This is a genomic window from Mycolicibacterium rutilum, assembly GCF_900108565.1.
Taxonomy (GTDB): Bacteria; Actinomycetota; Actinomycetes; order Mycobacteriales; family Mycobacteriaceae; genus Mycobacterium; species Mycobacterium rutilum.
This window is the reverse complement of sequence record NZ_LT629971.1, coordinates 2,492,687-2,509,654: the sequence shown is the minus strand read 5'-3', so window position 1 is coordinate 2,509,654 and position 16,968 is coordinate 2,492,687. Positions and strand designations below refer to the sequence as shown.

Annotated in this window: 18 protein-coding genes and 1 pseudogene; 7 read left to right on the top strand and 12 right to left on the bottom strand. The window is 68.1% G+C overall.

All coding sequences use genetic code 11. The features are described from left to right. Window positions 1-35: 35 nt before the first annotated feature. From BLW81_RS12320 to BLW81_RS12305, 4 genes are all read right to left on the bottom strand, one after another. Window positions 36-1,493, bottom strand: a complete 1,458-nt coding sequence (locus BLW81_RS12320; protein ID WP_083407425.1) for an HNH endonuclease signature motif containing protein — start codon at window positions 1,491-1,493, stop codon at window positions 36-38. A 161-nt stretch (window positions 1,494-1,654) separates the two neighbouring features. Then, on the bottom strand, window positions 1,655-2,035 hold the full coding sequence (locus BLW81_RS12315; RefSeq protein ID WP_083407424.1) for a hypothetical protein: 381 nt from the start codon (window positions 2,033-2,035) through the stop codon (window positions 1,655-1,657). 67 nt (window positions 2,036-2,102) lie between these two features. After that, window positions 2,103-3,092, bottom strand: coding sequence for an SDR family NAD(P)-dependent oxidoreductase (locus BLW81_RS12310; protein ID WP_083407423.1), 990 nt, complete (start codon window positions 3,090-3,092; stop codon window positions 2,103-2,105). Between the two features lie 63 nt (window positions 3,093-3,155). Next, the gene (locus BLW81_RS12305) at window positions 3,156-3,905 is read right to left on the bottom strand and encodes an SDR family oxidoreductase (RefSeq protein WP_083407422.1); all 750 of its coding nucleotides are present in this window, start codon (window positions 3,903-3,905) and stop codon (window positions 3,156-3,158) included. Window positions 3,906-3,947: 42 nt separating this feature from the next. Here BLW81_RS12305 and BLW81_RS12300 point away from each other — a divergent pair, with 42 nt between their 5' ends. Then, entirely contained in the window at window positions 3,948-4,514 is a 567-nt protein-coding gene (locus BLW81_RS12300) for a chorismate mutase (RefSeq protein ID WP_083407421.1), read from the top strand. On the opposite strand, the gene BLW81_RS12295 is transcribed toward BLW81_RS12300, so the two are convergent. From BLW81_RS12295 to BLW81_RS12280, 4 genes are read right to left on the bottom strand one after another with little or no spacing between them, the layout of a single operon-like run. Continuing rightward, a complete protein-coding gene (locus BLW81_RS12295; RefSeq protein ID WP_083407420.1) occupies window positions 4,507-5,370 on the bottom strand; it encodes an Fpg/Nei family DNA glycosylase in 864 nt (287 codons plus the stop codon). The genes BLW81_RS12300 and BLW81_RS12295 overlap by 8 nt on opposite strands. A 16-nt stretch (window positions 5,371-5,386) precedes the next feature. Then, window positions 5,387-5,767 carry a phage holin family protein gene (locus tag BLW81_RS12290; RefSeq protein ID WP_083410487.1) on the bottom strand — a complete coding sequence of 127 codons (381 nt, stop codon included), beginning with the start codon at window positions 5,765-5,767 and terminating at the stop codon, window positions 5,387-5,389. Window positions 5,768-5,783: 16 nt separating this feature from the next. Further along, entirely contained in the window at window positions 5,784-6,527 is a 744-nt protein-coding gene (cobF, locus tag BLW81_RS12285; RefSeq protein ID WP_083407419.1) for a precorrin-6A synthase (deacetylating), read from the bottom strand. Between the two features lie 16 nt (window positions 6,528-6,543). After that, window positions 6,544-7,596 (bottom strand): YihY/virulence factor BrkB family protein, encoded by a 1,053-nt coding sequence (locus BLW81_RS12280; protein WP_083407418.1) that lies wholly within the window; start codon window positions 7,594-7,596, stop codon window positions 6,544-6,546. A 127-nt stretch (window positions 7,597-7,723) separates the two neighbouring features. On the opposite strand from BLW81_RS12280, the gene BLW81_RS12275 reads away from it, so the two are divergent. Beyond that, window positions 7,724-8,626 carry an AurF N-oxygenase family protein gene (locus tag BLW81_RS12275; protein WP_083407417.1) on the top strand — a complete coding sequence of 301 codons (903 nt, stop codon included), beginning with the start codon at window positions 7,724-7,726 and terminating at the stop codon, window positions 8,624-8,626. Next, window positions 8,623-8,889, top strand: a complete 267-nt coding sequence (locus tag BLW81_RS12270) for a DUF4873 domain-containing protein (protein WP_173839611.1) — start codon at window positions 8,623-8,625, stop codon at window positions 8,887-8,889. Before BLW81_RS12275 ends, BLW81_RS12270 begins: the two co-directional genes overlap by 4 nt. Here BLW81_RS12270 and BLW81_RS12265 read toward each other — a convergent pair. Beyond that, complete coding sequence (locus tag BLW81_RS12265; RefSeq protein WP_083407415.1) at window positions 8,886-10,652, bottom strand: thiamine pyrophosphate-requiring protein; 1,767 nt, start codon at window positions 10,650-10,652, stop codon at window positions 8,886-8,888. The two genes, BLW81_RS12270 and BLW81_RS12265, sit on opposite strands and share 4 nt — an antisense overlap. 4 nt (window positions 10,653-10,656) lie before the next feature. Next, complete coding sequence (locus BLW81_RS12260; RefSeq protein WP_083407414.1) at window positions 10,657-10,923, bottom strand: DUF4235 domain-containing protein; 267 nt, start codon at window positions 10,921-10,923, stop codon at window positions 10,657-10,659. 66 nt (window positions 10,924-10,989) lie between these two features. On the opposite strand from BLW81_RS12260, the gene BLW81_RS12255 reads away from it, so the two are divergent. The 4 genes and pseudogenes from BLW81_RS12255 to BLW81_RS12240 all read left to right on the top strand — a co-directional run bounded on the left by BLW81_RS12255 (window position 10,990) and on the right by BLW81_RS12240 (window position 15,535). Further along, window positions 10,990-11,856, top strand: coding sequence for an LLM class flavin-dependent oxidoreductase (locus BLW81_RS12255; protein WP_083407413.1), 867 nt, complete (start codon window positions 10,990-10,992; stop codon window positions 11,854-11,856). 38 nt (window positions 11,857-11,894) lie between these two features. Then, window positions 11,895-12,893, top strand: coding sequence for a chemotaxis protein CheB (locus tag BLW81_RS12250; protein WP_083407412.1), 999 nt, complete (start codon window positions 11,895-11,897; stop codon window positions 12,891-12,893). Continuing rightward, on the top strand, window positions 12,883-13,641 hold the full coding sequence (locus BLW81_RS12245; protein ID WP_083410486.1) for an STAS domain-containing protein: 759 nt from the start codon (window positions 12,883-12,885) through the stop codon (window positions 13,639-13,641). The genes BLW81_RS12250 and BLW81_RS12245 overlap by 11 nt, the downstream gene beginning before the upstream one ends. A 32-nt stretch (window positions 13,642-13,673) precedes the next feature. After that, a pseudogene (locus tag BLW81_RS12240) lies at window positions 13,674-15,535 on the top strand (CheR family methyltransferase). A 6-nt stretch (window positions 15,536-15,541) separates the two neighbouring features. On the opposite strand, the gene BLW81_RS12235 reads toward BLW81_RS12240, so the two are convergent. Further along, window positions 15,542-15,907, bottom strand: coding sequence for a hypothetical protein (locus tag BLW81_RS12235; RefSeq protein ID WP_157897675.1), 366 nt, complete (start codon window positions 15,905-15,907; stop codon window positions 15,542-15,544). Window positions 15,908-15,963: 56 nt separating this feature from the next. Then, window positions 15,964-16,950, bottom strand: coding sequence for a helix-turn-helix transcriptional regulator (locus BLW81_RS12230; RefSeq protein WP_083407410.1), 987 nt, complete (start codon window positions 16,948-16,950; stop codon window positions 15,964-15,966). Window positions 16,951-16,968: the final 18 nt, after the last annotated feature.

Here is a 16,968-nt window from a genome sequence, read left to right as displayed (position 1 = left end):
TATATGACATATGCGCAGGGTGGCGCTCCGCGGCGTCAGCTGGCGTCGCGGTCAGGGTCGCTGGGGCTGGGTCTTTCGCCGTCGCCGTCGCCGGCGTCACCGTCGGCGCCGTCGTCGGGGATCAGGTAGCGCTCGGGGTGGTGGTAGTTGTTGACCCGGGCTTGGCCGGTGTCGAGCTGTGGTGGGGGTAGCCATTCGGTGCGGAAGTCGCGGCGTTTGCCGGTGCGCCAGCCGCCGGGTTTCACTGAGCGGTTGTGGGGCCCGCAGGCCAGGGTGAGTTCGGTGATGTCGGTGCGCCCGCCGTCGGCCCAGTCGGTGACCGCGTGGTGGACCTGGGTTTCATAGGCCGCCGCGGTGCAGCCGGGTCTGGTGCAGCCACGCTCGCGGCCGAACAGCATCAACCGCTGCGCGGTGCTGGCACACCGGCGCGCCCGCCCGAGGTAGAGCGGTTGGCTGGTGTGCTGGTCGAACACCGCCAGATAGTTGTGCGCGTCAGCGGCCATCGCGATCACGTCGCGCATCGGCACCAGGGTCCCGCCCGCGGTCACCCCGTGCCCCGCCGCGGCCTGCAAGTCCTGCAGGGTCGCGGTGATGACGACGGTGGCCGGCAACCCGTTATGGGTGCTGCGGCCCCGCAACGCCAGCAGATCTCGGCACATCGCGCCCATCGCATCGTGATTGCGCTGCGCCCGCGTGCGGGTATCGGTGACCACGACGTCCGCTGAGGGTTCGGCGGGGTCGTCGCCGGGCTCGGGGGCGGGTTCGACGTCCGGGGCGTCGGGGTTGTTGCTGCCCGGGGCGCCGTAGATGCCGTAGATCGCCCAGCCCGCTTCGATCCACGCCCGCGTCGCCGCATCGACGGTGCCGTGGATCTCGCTGCTGCCATCGGGGCGCTGCTTGCTGAACCAGATCCCACGCTTTTGCTTGACCAACTCCTCGCAGAACTCACCGTCTTGATCGATGTGCTGAGCCAACCGCTTGGCGGCCTGACCCAGCTGTTGCGGATCCAGCCCACCCGCCAGGTCAGCCAAGTGTGCTTCGGCGGCCTCGCGCACATCAAAGCCCACCGACCGCGGGATCTGGCGATCGAAGAACTTGCGGATCACCCGTACATGCTCAGCACCGATCAACCCTTGCCGCACCGCTGCAGCCGTGTTCGCGAGCACCGGGGCCAACCGCTCACCGGTCATCGTGACCCGCGGGGCCAACTGTTTGGCCTCGGCCACCCGCTGATTGCCCTGCGCGACCGAGATCCGCAACAACGTCGACAGCGCCCGACCCACACTGGACTCCCCCAGCTCGGTAACCGGTGCGCGGCCCAACTGCGCCACCAGGTGATGCCTCACCATCGCCGACGCGCGCACAAACGACTCCCACTCCGCGGTCGCCGCCAACACCTGCGCAGTGCTCAAGGCATCGAGGGGCTCGGCCATCAGCGCATCGACCTCGCGGCGCAACGCCGCGATCCGCTCGCTGACCCGGCCCGACTCCATACTTCGAACACTAGTTCGACCCACCGACAAACCGACCTGGCGATGTGACCTCTGAAACCAAAGAGACAGAAGTGATTTCGCGACGTGCCCCGAAAGGCAAAACGGCGCGCACTCCCGAGGGAGTGCGCGCCGCTTGCGGGCGGTCAGGGAGAGGTCAGACCTCAGCCAACCGGAATGTTGATGCAGCCGACGTTCGGCAGGCATCCGGCGGCTCCACCGGGGCCGGCCGTGCCGCCGGGACCGTTCGGGGCGAGTGAACCGCTCGCGCCGCCGGGACCAGCCGTACCGCCGGGGCCACCCGGAATCACACCGGACGCGCCGCCACCATCAGCGGTGCCCTGCGGGCCGTTGGGGATGTTCACGTCGGCACCGCCACCGGGGCCGGCTTCGATGTTGCCGAGACCCGCGCAGGGAGTGCCGTCGGCATTCAGGCACGGCGGCGGAGGAGCGGGCTGCGCACCAGCGATCGGCGCGGCGGCGATGGCGGCTGCCGCTGCACCCGCGAACAACAGAGGCGTCATCTTCATCATCTTCACGTTCATGTCCTTAGGGCTACCACCGCGTCCGGTCGACGAAACCTCCGAGTTCCTGTGTGTCTCATGAGGACGCTCACAATCGGCCGACGCGCCGCAGCCCGGAAACGGTGTCCGCCAGCGTTTCCTGCGGATCGCGGTAGCTGATGCCGAGCTCGGTTTCGCTGGGAGAGTCGTCACACGAGGGCATCTGGGTGTAGTACTGCATCGCCGCCCCGGTGACCGGCGCGTCGAGCGGCAGATACGGTCCGACCACGTCCATGAGCCGTCCGACGTTGCGCAGGAGCACATCTGGCACGGGGTACACCCGAAGTGTTTGCCCCGCTGCGTGTCCGATCATCGTTGCGAGCTCGGCGAGCGCAACCCGCTTGCCGCCGGCCATGTATCGGCGCGGACCTTTGCCGGGCTCGAGCAGCGCCGCGTGCAATGCGGCGAGGTCGCGCACGTCGACCACGGTCCACGCGGCGCCGCGACCGGGAACCCCGCGCATCCGCACCGCCGCTTCGACCCCTTCCGCCGCCTCGCCGAACTGCTTGCCCGCCGGCGGCCCCAGCACCATGCCCGGATAGGTGATGGTGACCGGCGCACCCTGCTCCTGCAGTTCGCGGGCATACTTCTCCACCGCCGCCTTGGACTTGCCGTAGCCGTCGCTCCCGCCGACCACCGGCAGATCGGCGTGCAGCACGCGGCAGCCGGGACGGAACAGCGCACTGAAACTCGAGACGTGCACGATCGGGTCCAGCCCGCGGTCGGCCGCCTGGCCGAGCACATTGTGGGCACCGCTGAGGTTGGTCTCGAGCATCACGTCGGCTTGTCGCGAGTCGATCGAAACCATTGCCGCCGAATGGATTACGGCGTCACACCCGTCCATCGCCGCGGCCGTCGACTCGGCGTCGGAGATGTCGCCGACGGCGAAGTCGCCGGTGTCGATCCCGAGCTGCGCGGCGCTGGTCTCCAATCGGGCCGGATCACGCACCAGGAACCTCACCTGGTGGCCCGCATCGGCGACGGCCTTTGCCGTCCACGCCCCGACAAAACCGGTCCCCCCGGTCAACAGCACCCTCATCGAAACCTCCCGTAGACACCAGCGCTGCGGTTTACCCCGTAGCGGCGGCCTCTACACGGAGGCTTAGGCGAACGGCTTCGTCAGCCGCGGCGGCAGCACCCGCATCAGCTGGACCAGCGGGGCCCACGGCCACCACGGCACTGCGGCGCGTCCGCGCTCGCGCTCGATCGCGTCGACCATCGCCCGGACACCAGTCTCGTTGTCCACCATCAAGTTCGTCGACGCGGCTTTGGCGGTCATCTCGGATTCGATATAACCCGGTTCGAGAACGGTCACCGCGATGGGCCCACGCGCATACTCCGCCCGCAGCGACTCCCCGAGTGAGGACACGCCGGCCTTGCTCGCCGCGTAGGCCGCCTTCACCCCCGGCACCCCCTTGTTGCCCAGCACCGAGGACACCAGCACCAGGTGGCCGTCGCCGGCGTCCTTGAACATCTCGAGCGCGGTCTCGATCTGGACAAGCGCCGCAACGAGATTGGTCTCGATCGTGGCCTTGTTCGCCCACAGCTTCCCGGACCCGAGCCGGGCGCCCTTGCCGATGCCGGCGTTGACGATGACGCGGTCGATCCCGCCGAGTTCATCGGAGAGCGCCTCGAACACCTTGGGCACCTGCTCGTGATCGTTGACGTCGAGCGCGGCGACGGCGACGGTGATGCCGGGATGCCGCTCGAGCAGCTCGGCCTTGAGCTCGTCGAGGCGGTCGGTGCGCCGGGCACACAGCGCCAGGTCGCGCCCCTTTGCGGCGAATGCCCGCGCCATGCCCGCGCCCAGCCCGGAGCTGGCGCCGGTGATCAAGATCTTCTGCCGAATCACCCTCACAGGTTATGGCAAGGTTCGCGGGGTCAGAATGGGCGGATGCTCATACTGCGGACGACGGTCCTCCTGCTGGCCACCCTGTCTTTCGCACTCCCGCAAGCGACGGCGGGCGCGCAACCTGTGAGCCCGCTGTACCGGCTGGTGGACGCCGCGGCGCAACGGCTCGAGACCGCCGACCCCGTCGCCGCCGCCAAGTGGATCAACGGCGGCCCGCTCACCGACAAGCCGCGCGCCGACAAGGTGCTCGACGACGTCGCCGCCGAGGCCGACGCCCGCGGCATCGACCGGCAGTACGTCCGGGACGTCTTCCGCAACCAGATCGATGCGACCGAAGGCATCGAGTACACCCGGTTCGGGCAGTGGAAGTTCGATCCCGCCACCGCGCCGACGACGGCTCCGGACCTGGCCGAGTCGCGCGGGCAGATCGACCGGTTGAACAAGACCATGGTCGAAGAGATCGCCGCGCAATGGAATTCGCTGCACAGCCCCGGCTGCGCGGCGGCTCTGTCGACGGCTACGCAGGCCGTCGGCGACGCCCGCCGGTTCGACCCGCTGTTCCGTCAGGCGCTGGCGTCGGCCACCCGCTCGTACTGCCGGGTCATTTGAGCAGCCGCGACATCCGCCGGTCGGCGAGGATCTTGCCGCCGGTCTGACACGTCGGGCAGTACTGAAATGACTTGTCCGCGAACGACACTTCGCGCACGGTATCCCCGCAGACCGGGCACGGCAGACCGGTCCTGGCGTGCACCCGCAACCCCGAGCGCTTCTCGCCTTTCAGCGTCGCCGCCTGCTGCCCGACCGAACGGGTCACTGCGTCGCTGAGCACGCCGATCATCGCGTCGTGCAACGAGGACAACTGCGCGTCGGTGAGCTTGCCCGCGGTCGCGAACGGCGAAAGCCGCGCGACATGCAGGATCTCGTCGCTGTAGGCGTTGCCGATGCCGGCGATGACCTTCTGGTCGGTGATGACGGTCTTGATCCGCCCGCTGTTGCCCGCCAGCACGCCGGCCAGGTCCTCGAGGCCCAGCGACAGCGCGTCCGGACCGAGCGTCGCGATGCCGGGCACCTTGGCCGGGTCGTCGACGAGCCACACCGCCAGCCGTTTCTGGGTGCCTGCCTCGGTGAGGTCGAAACCCGCACCCTCCCCCGGTGTGCCGAGATGCACCCGCAGCGCGATCGGCCCCTTGCCCGGTTTCAGCGGTGCGGCGGCCAGCTTGTCCGACCACCGCAGCCACCCCGCCCGCGACAGATGCGTGATCAGGTGCAGGCCGCCCGCCGCCAGTCCGAGGTACTTGCCCCACCGGTCGGCGCCGGTCACGGTCTGGCCGTGCAGCGCGGTCAGCGTCGGGTCGAAGGTCTTGAGCACCGACAGCGCGGAGACGTCGATGCGGGCGACGGTCAGGCCGACGGCGTGACGGCGCAGGTGGTCCGCGAGCGCTTCGACTTCGGGCAGTTCGGGCATGGTTCCAGTGTGCCGGTCAGCGCCGTCCGAGGCCGCCGGTAACGAGAGACAGCGCCCAGCTCACGATCGACAACACGATCGCGGCCCAGATCGCCGTCCACCAGAAGTCGTCGATGAACAGTCCCCAGTGCGTGGTGTGCTCGGTGATCCACGAGGTGATCCACAGCATGAACGCATTGATGACGATGTGGAACAGCCCGAGCGTGACGATGTAGAGCGGGATCGAGATGATCTGCACGATCGGCTTGATGATCGCGTTGACCAAACCGAAGATCACCGCGACGACGAAGACGATGCCGATCTCGGCGAGCCGGGATTCGGCGCCGACGAACCGGATGCCGGGCACGATCAGCGTCACCACCCACAGTGCGAATCCGGTCAGCGCGGCACGCAGCAGGAAGCCGGTCGTGCGGTCAGTGTGCCGAACGCAGCAGGTAGGTGTCCATGATCCAGCCGTGCCGGGCCCTGGCGTCGGCGCGCAGCCGCGCGATCTCGTCGCCGATCTCACCGACCGTGCCGGACATCAAGATCTCGTGCGGTGTGCCGAGGTAGGCGCCCCACCAGATGCGAGTCGACGCGGGGCAGGTCAGAAACGAACAGTCGGCGTCGAGCATCACCACCGCGCTCCCGGCCAGCCCGTGCTCGCGCAGCTGCCTGCCGGTGGTGATCAGCACCGGTTCGCCGACATCGTTGAGCGGGATACGGTGCCGCGCGGTCAGGGCCTGGATCGCGGTGACGCCGGGGATCACGTCGTAGTCGATGTCGACTTGCCCGGCAACCGTTTCCAGTATCCGCAGGGTGCTGTCGTACAGCGACGGATCACCCCACGCCAGAAAGGCGCCGACACCGTCGGGCCCGAGTTCGGCGGTGATCGCGTCCGCCCACATGCGGGCCCGCGCGGCATGCCAGTCGGCGACCGCCTGCCGATAGTCGCCGTCCTTGGCGCGCGGCGGGTCGGGCAGCGCGACGAACCGGTAGCCGGGTTCGCGGATGAACCGACGGCAGATCTCGCGCCGCAACGCGACCAGGTCGTCCTTCTGGGCGCCCTTGTCCATCGCGAAGAACACCTGGGTGTCGTTGAGCGCGGTGACCGCCTGCGCGGTCACGTGGTCCGGGTCGCCCGCCCCGATGCCGATGACGTGAATTCGACGGGTCACGCCGCAGAGTATGCCGTCAGTGCTTGCGGCCCCGCGAAAAGCGAAGCTTGCGCGCCCGCTTGACGTCCTTCTCGGCCGCGGCCTCCTCCTTGCGCAGGTTGCGGGTGTCCTTCGGCGGGAGCTGCAGTTCGTGTTCGGCGGGCATGCCGGCCTGCAGTTGCCTGCTGCGTTCCACCTCGGCGTCCACCTCGGCGCCGAACAACAACGCCAGGTTGGTGATCCACAGCCACAGCAGGAACACGATGACGCCGGCCAGTGCCCCATAGGTCTTGTTGTAGCTGCTGAAGTTCGCGACGTAGAGGCCGAACAGCAGCGACGCCACCAACCACACCACGATCGCCAGCGCGGCGCCGCCGCTGATCCACCGGAACTTCGGTTGTTCGACGTTGGGAGTTACGTAGTACAGGATCGCCACCGCGAGCACGACGCACAGCAGGATCAGCGGCCAGCGGGCGATGTTCCAGACGGTGACCGCGGCGTCGCCCAGCCCAACCGCGTCGCCGAGTGCCTGGGCCACCGGGCCGCTGACCGCCAGCATGAACACCACGGCGGCGGCCATCACCAACCCGGCCAGCGTCAGCAGCAGCTGCACCGGGCGCAGTTTCCACACCGGCCGGCCTTCCTCGATCTCGTAGATGCGGTTCATCGCCCGCCCGAACGCGCCGACGAACCCCGATGCCGACCACAGCGCGCCGACGATGCCGACGACGAGCGCGAACCCCGCCGACGGCGAGGCCACCAGCTGCTCGATCGTCGGCCGCAGGGTGTCCAGCGCGGATGCCGGCGCCACGTCGTCGGCGATGTCGAGCAGGGCGTCGACGGTGCGCCGCCCCTGGCCGAACACACCGAGCAGGGACACCACGACGACGAGCGCCGGGAAGATGGACAGCACCGCGTAGTAGGTCAGCGCCGCGGCCAGGTCGGTGCACTCGTCGTGCTGGAACTCGCGGACGGCCTTGCGCATGGCGTAGAGCAGCGACGGCCGGGTCAGGTCGGTCGGCGAATCCGGTTTGCGCGGGTCGTCCGGATCCGGCGGGGAGCCCGCCTTCGTGGCCTCATCGGTCTGCATGCCACCCCGATACCCGGGAGCGACGGACCGAAACGGCGTGTTACCCGCAGTATGCGGTACCGCGGGTATTGACTAACTCAACATCGCTGCATACCTTGGGTGAACCGTCACGGAAGGGACGTCAACGATGACCAGCTCAGCGCCGAGCCCCACTCGCAACGAGTCCTCCGAACGCCTGCTGCGAGGTTCGGTGAAGCGGTCCTACGCGCCCGTCGTCGACATCGACTGGGACGCCCCGCTGGACCCCGACAAGTTCTTCCTGCCGCCCAAGGTCGTCTCGCTGTACGGCACCCCGCTGTGGGACGCGATGACACGCGAGCAGCAGATCGAACTGAGCCGTCAAGAACTGGTCAACACGCTGTCGGCGGGCATCTGGTTCGAGAACATCCTCAACCAGTCGCTGCTGCGCAAGATGATGCACCAGGACCCGACCGCCAGCGCCACCCACTACGAGTTGACCGAACTCGGCGACGAGACCCGCCACATGGTGATGTTCGGCAAGGCGATCGAACGCGTCGGGGCAAAGCCGGTGTGGCCCAGGTGGTATCAGCGCGTGATCATCAACGCGCTGCCGTTCGCGTTCCAGGGTGCGGCGCTGTGGGTGGCGGCGCTGATCGGCGAGGAGATCTTCGACTCGCTGCAGCGCAGGATGATGGACGACGATGAGCTGCAGCCGATCGTGCAGCGGCTTATGCGGATTCACGTCACCGAGGAGGCCCGGCACATCCAGTTCGCCCGCGACGGGCTGCGCAGGCGGGTACCGAACATGCGCCCGCTGCCGAAGTTCGTGGTGTCCAATATCAACGGGCTGGGCGGCTACTTCTTCCGTTTCCTGTTCACGAACAAGGTGCAGTATCACCGCGTCGGGCTCGATGCCAGGCAGGCGCGACGGATGGCGCGGCGCAGCCCGCACCGTATCGAGACTCAGGTCGCGGGCTTCGCTCCGCTGGCCGCGTTCCTCGACGAGGTGGGGCTGCTCGGGCCCATCGCACGCAGGATGTGGCGCCGAAGCGGGTTTCTGCCCGCATGACCGCCGTGTACGACGGGCCGGCGGCCGCGCGGCTCGACGACACCGACCATCCGGTGCGGGTGCGCCTGACCGGTCACCTCGATCCGATCGACGGCCGGTATCACTGGCGTGGAATGGTTTTCGACCTGGCCGCGCCGGCGCGCTTGCCGCAGAAGGTACGTCTGTTGATCGGGGACCGCAGCGCTGACGGTCAGCTGACCGAGATCACGCCCTGGGGCACCCACACCGTCGTCGGTGTCGGCGCTCCCCCGTACGAGATCTAGGATTGCCCTTCGCTCTGGTCCGTGACCCGCTGCGCCGCAGCGCTGTTGGACTCGACGTTCAGCGCGCTGAGTACCGTGTCGGTCTTCGATGATGGCATCAGCGGGGGCAGCAGCGGCGTCGCGGGGTCGACGAGCGCCTCGATCACGGTCGGGCGGTCCGCTTCGAGCGCCTGTCGCCACGCCTCGTGCGCCTGGCCGGACTCGGTGATGCGGATTCCGCGCAGACCCAGCAACTGGGCGTAGTCCGCATAGGGGAACGACGGCACGTCCTGTGACGCCGAGAACCGCGGGTCGCCTTCCATTTCCCGCTGTTCCCAGGACACTTCGCTCAGGTCGCGGTTGTGCAGCACCAGCACCACGAACCGGGGATCCGCCCAGTCACGCCACCGGTCGGCCAGCGTGACGAGCTCGAGCAGCCCGCTCATCTGCATGGCGCCGTCGCCGACCAGCGCGACCACCGGGCGGTCCGGGGCATCGAGTTTGGCCGCGACGCCGTACGGCAGCGCACACCCCATCGACGCGAGGTATCCCGACACGTGGGCCGGCACGTCGCGCGGCAACCGCAGGTGTCGGGCGTACCAGTACGTCGCCGACCCGACGTCGACCGCGACGCGCGCGTCGCCCGGCAGGTGTTCGGACAGCGCCCGCACCACGAACTCCGGGTTCGCCGATTCGCCCTGCACCTCAGCACGTTGCGCGGATTCGCGGTGCCACCGTTCGGTCCACTGCGTGACCTGCTGCTGCCACTGCCGGTCGTCCTTGCGGCGCAGCAGTGGCAGCAACCGCGACAGTGCATCGGCCGCATCTCCGGTCACCGCCACGTCGATCGGATACTTCGCGCCCACCACGCGCGGCTCGATGTCGACCTGAACCGCCCGCGCCTGACCGGGTTTCGGGTAGAACTCCGTCCACGGGTCGTTGCTCCCGACGATAAGCAGCGTGTCGCAGGCGGCCATCAACTCGGCGCTCGCGGTGGTGCCGAGATGGCCCATCACACCGGTGTGCCACGGCGCCGCCTCGTCGAGCACCGGCTTGCCCAGCAGCGACGTCGTCGCGCCCGCGCCCAGCGCGTCGACGATGTCGCGGATCTGCTCCTCGGCGCCCCCAGCGCCACGGCCGACCAGCAGCGCCACCTTGGCGCCGTCGTTGAGCACCTCGGCGGCGCGACGGACGTCGTCGTCTCTGGCCACGATGTGCGGCCGTGCGTAGACCGCCGACGACGGAACGATTCCGTGGCTGTGCTCGAGTTCCTCGGGCATCGACGCCTTCTGGACGTCGTGCGGCACGATCAGACACGTCGGGGTCGACGTGGCGATCGCGGTGCGCATCGCGTTGTCCACCGCCGCGGGCATCTGCTCCGGCGTGAACACGGTCTGCACATACTGCGCGCAGACGTCCTTGAACAACGTGTGCAGGTCGACCTCCTGCAGATAGCCGCTGCCCAGCGCCGTCGACACCACCTGACCGACGATCGCCACCACCGGCCGACGGTCGAGTTTCGCGTCGTAGAGGCCGGCGAGAAGATGGATCGCGCCGGGCCCCTGGGTGGCCAGGCAGACGCCGACCTCGCCGGTGTACTTGGCGTGCCCGCAGGCCATGAAGGCCGCGAGTTCCTCGTGCCGGGTCGAGACGAACTCGGGGTCACCCGCCCTCGCCAGGGCGCCGAGCAGCGTGTTGACGCCGTCGCCGGCGTAGCCGAAGATCCGCGTCACCCCCCAGTCGCGCAGCCGCGCGACCATCGCGTCGGCGACGAGGTTCGCCACGCGGCTACTCGGGGTTCTCGTTGGTCAGCGCGTGGAAGCCCTTCGCCTGGCCGCGGGCCAGCGCCGCGCGCACCACGCCGATGAGCAGGCCCTGCAGCGCGGCGGCGATCATCACCTCACGCGTCGAGCGGCTGAGGTCCTTCGGGTCGGGTTCTTCGTCGGACGGGTTCACCCGCTGCCAGATCTCGGTGAAGATCTTGCCGGCGATCAGGCCGCCGACGACGCTGCTGACGATCGACAGGGGTTTGTACATGGCCTTGGCTGCGCTCACACACTCGGCGATTCCCGGCGCACCAATCCCTAAACCCTGGACTAGAACACGTTCTAGTATGACCGCGTGCGGTTCACCTATGCCGAAGCGATGACTGATCCCACCTACTACCTGCCGCTGGCGCAGGCGGCCGAGGCCGCCGGCTATCACGCGATGACGATCGCCGACAGCGTCGCCTACCCCTTTGAGTCCTACTCGAAATATCCCTACACCCTCGACGGCAACCGCGAATTCCTCGACGGCAAGGCGTTCATCGAGGCGTTCGTGCTCGCCGGCGCGCTCAGCGCGGTGACGACGACCCTGCGGTTCAACTTCTTCGTGCTCAAGCTGCCGATCCGCCCGCCCGCACTGGTCGCCAAGCAGGCCGGGTCGCTGGCGGCGCTGTTCGGCAACCGCCTCGGTCTCGGTGTCGGCACCAGCCCCTGGCCCGAGGACTACGAGTTGATGGACGTGCCGTTCGCCAAGCGCGGCAAGCGGATGGACGAGTGCATCGAGATCATCCGCGGCCTGACCACCGGCGAGTACTTCGAGTTCCACGGCGAGTTCTACGACATCCCGAAAACGAAGATGACCCCGGCGCCCACCGAGCCGATCCCGATCCTGATCGGCGGGCACGCCGACGCCGCACTCAAGCGCGCCGCCCGCAACGACGGTTGGATGCACGGCGGCGGCTCGCCCGAGGAACTCGACCTTCTACTCAAACGGCTCAAGCAGATCCGTGAGGAGGAGGGCCGCACCGGCCCGTTCGAGATCCACGTCATCTCCGCCGACGCCTACAGCCTCGACGGCATCAAACGCCTCGAGGACCTGGGTGTCACCGACGTCATCGTCGGATTCCGGATCCCGTACATCACCGGTCCCGACACCGAACCGCTCGACACCAAGATCCGGCACCTCGAGAAATTCGCCGAGCACGTGATCGCGAAGGTCTGAAAGGGTTATCACCGCCGATCGCCGGGTAGCCGCCCGGAGTGGTGGACGACGAATTGCGGGTGGTGGCGGTCGGGGCGTCCGCCGGTGGGGTCGAGGCGCTCACCCGCCTCGTCGCGAACCTGCCCCAGGACGCGCCGTACGCCGTCCTCGTGGTGCTGCACATGCCGCCGGAGGCGCCGAGCGTACTGCCGAAGATCCTCGACCGCGCAGGCCCGCTGCCTGCGGAACCGGCCACCGACGGGTCGGCGCTGAAGCCCGGGCACATCTACGTCTGTGTGCCCGACCGTCACCTGATGGTCGCCGACGGTCACATCCTGCTTTCGGAGGGCCCCACCGAGAACGGCCGCCGTCCGGCGGTGAACGCGCTCTTCCGTTCAGTCGCACTGTCTTTCGGGCCTCACGCCGTCGGCGTGCTGCTGTCGGGGGTACTCGACGATGGCGTGCTCGGCGCCGCGGCCATCCGCTCTCGGGGCGGCACCACGATCGTCCAGCGTCCCGACGACGCGATGTTTCCGGCGATGCCCACCAATGCCATCGACGCCGGGGTGGCCGACCACCAGGTGACGGCCAGCGACATCGGACCCTTGTTGATGAAACTGCTCGAGCGAGAGATCGAGGTCCGCGACATGGAACCGGACAACACCATGGATCTGGAGAACCGCATCGCCATGGGCCGCCGGTTCTCGACATCGTTCGACTCGGAGGAATTGGGCCCGCACTCGGGCTACGTGTGCCCCGACTGCAACGGTTCGCTCATCGAGGTCGGGCCGAGCAGCTACCGCTGTCGGGTGGGGCATGCTTGGACCGCCGACGCGCTGCTGAAGGCACGCGACGACGAGATCGAGGGCGCGCTGTGGGTGGCGCTGCGCAGCTTGCGCGAGAAAGCAAAGATGTCGCGGCGGCTGGCCGACACCGTCGGCCCCGGCGGGATGCAGGAGCGCTACCTTCAGACCGCCGAGGAGGCGGACCGCGCGGCGACGGTGCTCGGCGAGCAACTGGCGGTGACACCGGCTACGGGTGAATCCGGTGGCCTCTGACGAAAGTGTCCTGCGGGTGGCGGCCGAATCCGTGGGCGACGCGGTAGTGCTGCGGCCGACCGGGGTGCTGGACAGCAGCACATACCGACCCCTGCGCGACGCGATCATCAAGGCCGCACTCGAGGAACCCCATGGCGTCATCGTCGATGTCGCCGACCTCCAGGTGCCCGCGGAATCAGCACTCGCGGTGTTCACCAGCGCGCGGTGGCACGTCGACCGGTGGCCCGAGGTCCCGATCGTGTTGGTGTCCGAGTCCGCCCACGACCGCTCGGCTCTCGCGCGCAACGGGGTGACGCGGTACGTGCCTGTGCATCCGACGCTGTCCGGTGCGCTGGCCGCGGTGACCGGCGAACCCGCGACCTCGGTTCGCCGCCGGGCCCGCGCCGTACTGCTTGCCGAAGCAGCAAGCCTGCAGCGCACCCGCGAGCTGATTGCGCAGTGGCTGACGGCGTGGTCGATGCCCGAGCTGATTCCGACCGCCAAGGTGGTGGCGACCACGCTGGTGGAGAACGTGTTGCGGCACACCGAGAGCTGCCCCACGCTGCGACTCGAAGCCAAGGACGCGACGGTGACCGTCGCGGTCACTGATGCGGACCCCCGTCCGGCGGGGGTGCGTGAGAGCGTCGCAGCGTATGCGCAGCCGTCGGGGCTGCAGATCGTCGCCGCGCTGTGTCGCGCGTGGGGCAACACCCCCAACACGTCCGGCAAGGTGGTGTGGGCGGTCCTGGGTCCGGAGAACACGCTGTAGTAGGTATCGTCGGACAGACTCCGCGAGTACAGATGAACGGACAGCAATTGAACGAGCAACCTGACGAGGCGTTCGAGACGTTGCTGAACTTCATGCGTGACTCGCGGGGGTTCGACTTCACCGGCTACAAGCGCACCTCGTTGATGCGGCGGGTGCGGCACCGGATGACCCACGCCGGCTTCGAGAGTTACGAGGAGTACCTCGACCACCTACAGGCCAGCGCCGACGAGTTCAACGCGCTGTTCAACACGATTCTGATCAACGTCACGAGTTTCTTCCGCGACGCGCCGGCGTGGGACTGCATCCGCGACGAGGTGGTCCCGGCCATTCTCGCCGAACGCGGTCCCAACGATCCGATCCGGGTGTGGAGCGCAGGATGTGCCTCCGGCCAGGAGGCGTACACGACGGCGATGCTCCTCGCGGAGGCGATGGGGCCCGATGCCTTCCGGCAGCGGGTGAAAATCTACGCGACCGACATCGACGAGGACGCGCTGGCCGAGGCGCGCACCGCGAGCTACGAGGAACGTGCCGTCGAGTCGGTGCCGCCGGAGCTGCTGAGCATCTACTTCGAGAAGGTCAACAGCCGCTACGTGTTTCGCAAGGATCTCCGCAGAGCGGTGATCTTCGGCAGGAACGATCTGGTCAAGGACGCCCCGATCTCTCGCGCAGACCTTGTGATTTGTCGGAACACGCTGATGTACCTCAACGCGGAGACCCAGCGAAACGTATTGAGCCGTTTACATTTCGCGCTCGCGCCGCAGGGCACCCTGTTTCTCGGACACGCAGAGATGCTGCTGAGCCACAGCGACCGTTTCGCCCCGCTCAACCTCAAGCACCGGATCTTCAGGAAGGCGGCCGGATCCCACGCCGGTGTGCAGCGATATGACAACGGCAACGGCACCACCGCCAGCGAGCGCCACGGTGATCTGCCCGGCCTGGACCCGATCCGCGAACTGGCGTTCCGCGCGGGACCCGTCGCTCAGATCGTGGTGACCGGGGACGACACGGTCGCCATGATCAACCAGCAGGCGGAGTCGACGTTCGGGCTGTCGGCACGTGACATCGGCCGGTTGTTGCGCGACCTGGAGGTGTCCTACCGTCCGGTCGAACTGCGCGCATATCTCGAACAAGCCAAGGTCGAACGCCGGTCGGCCCGCATCCCCGATGTGCAGTGGCAGCGGCAGGGTTCCGATTCGGCGTGGTTCGAGATCCACGTCAACCCGTTGGTGGACAGCGACAACGGGCTGCTCGGCGTGTCGATCGTCTTCTTCGATGTGACGGCCACGCGCGCACTGCTCGACAAGGTGGTTCAGACCAACAGTCAACTCGAGGCAGCCTACGAGGAACTGCAGTCGACCAATGAGGAGCTCGAGACCACCAACGAGGAATTGCAGTCCACCGTCGAGGAACTCGAGACCACCAACGAGGAACTGCAGTCCACCAACGAAGAGCTCGAGACGATGAACGAGGAGTTGCAGTCCACCAACGACGAGCTCCACACGATCAACGACGCGCTGCGGGAGCGCAGTGTCGAACTGGGCGAAACCAGGATGTTCCTGGACTCCCTGGTGAACTCGATCCAGTACGGCATGGTCGTGGTGGACCGTGAGATGCGGGTGGTGCTGTGGAACCGCGGCTGCGTCGAACTGTGGGGGCTGCGGTCGGACGAGGCCGTGGGTTCGCCGCTGACCGCGTTGGACATCGGGCTACCCACCGAACAGGTGAAGCCACTGATCGGTCAGGCGTTCGTCGACCCCGACATCACTACCGAAACCACTGTAGAAGCCGTGAACCGCCGCGGCAAGACGACGCGAATCCGGGTGACCTGCACGGGATTCCACACCTCGGAGGGTTCGGTCACGGCGCGTTGCTATTGCTGGAGGCGCTGGCCTGACCCCGGTCACCCCTCGGTGTCCTCACAGCGCGCCGCCCACTCGTGGCGGTCCGCCGCCTCTCGGTGATGCTCGGCCAGGTCCTGATGGGCCTCGACCATGCGGTCGTCCGCCTGCAACGCCGCCTGCTCGTGGGCGGCCGCGGCCCGCAGGTGCGCCATGCCGGCCTCCCGGTGCCGTTCGGCCGCCGCACGGTGAGCTCGGCGGGCACGCTCAGCGGCCTGTTCGGCGCGCAACCGCGCCTGCCTCACCGAGTCCGTGGTCGGTGAACATCCATTGGTCAACTCGCGCATGCGTTCCCGTAGTTCCTCTGCCCGCCGGCGGGCGAGGTCGCGGCGGGCAACAGCGTCGTCGGTGTCGTGCGTCGTGACCACCTCCTGCCCGTGGACGAGATGCTGTCCAGAGTAGGCCGCGCCCGGCATACTGCGAATCAGCCGCGCAGCGTCGTGTGTGGGCTCTGCCCATAGGTCTGGCGATACAGCAGCGCGAATCGCCCGGTGTGGGCGAAGCCCCACCGTGCCGCGATGTCGGTCACCGTGTCGCTGCCGCGGTTCGCGGCCAGCAGCTCCTGATGGGCGTAATGCAGCCGCAGCCGGCGAAGGTATTGCAGCGGCGTGGTTTCCAGATGGCGGCGGAACATGTACTGCACGGCTCGCGGCGTGACATGCACGGCCTCCGCGATGTCGGCGAGCGCGATGTCGTTGGTGGCGTTCGCGTCGATAAATTCCATCGCCCGGCGCAGCAGGACCGGTTGGTGGTCGGTGCGGTCGTGCGGGGTCGGCTCCGACGTAGCCGTGTTCGGGAACGTTGCCAGCGTCACCGCAGCCAGCAGGCGGCAGGCATGCCCGACCACCAGTGGCGTGGCCACCGACCGGTCGGCGAGCAGGATGTCCCTGACGTAGCTGACCGTGCTCTTCCACGCCTGCGCCGCGGAGGTGTCGACGGGTTGCAGGCTGGTGAAGCGGATCGGCAGCGGCGCGTGACTGCTGGGCAGGCCGGCGGCTACCCCCGCAACCACCGCCGGATCGAGCAGCACCGCGGTGAGCCTGGCCTCGTCGAACCGTGCCCGATACGGCAGGTGCGGTTGCGCAAGGATGCCGATGTTTCCCGCACCCACCTCGGTGTGGGTGCCGTCGCAGGCGGTGGCGACCTGACCGCCCGCGGTCCAGATGCCGACCACCTTGTTCAGCGGGTCGGAGCGGACGTCCATGTGACCTGCCGTGTACAACTCGTCGATCGCCAACGAGCCGGCAGTTGTCCTGGTGTGGGTGAGGACGGGCCCTTCCCAGCGCGGAGGCAGTCGGCGACTGGGCCGCAAGGCGACGCCGTACGTATCCTCGAGAAATTCGTCGGCGTCGGCGGGGCCGGTGATCTCGACGTGGGAACGTTCGAACTTGCGGGTCTCAATGGTGGTCAATAGAGCTCACCTCGAAGG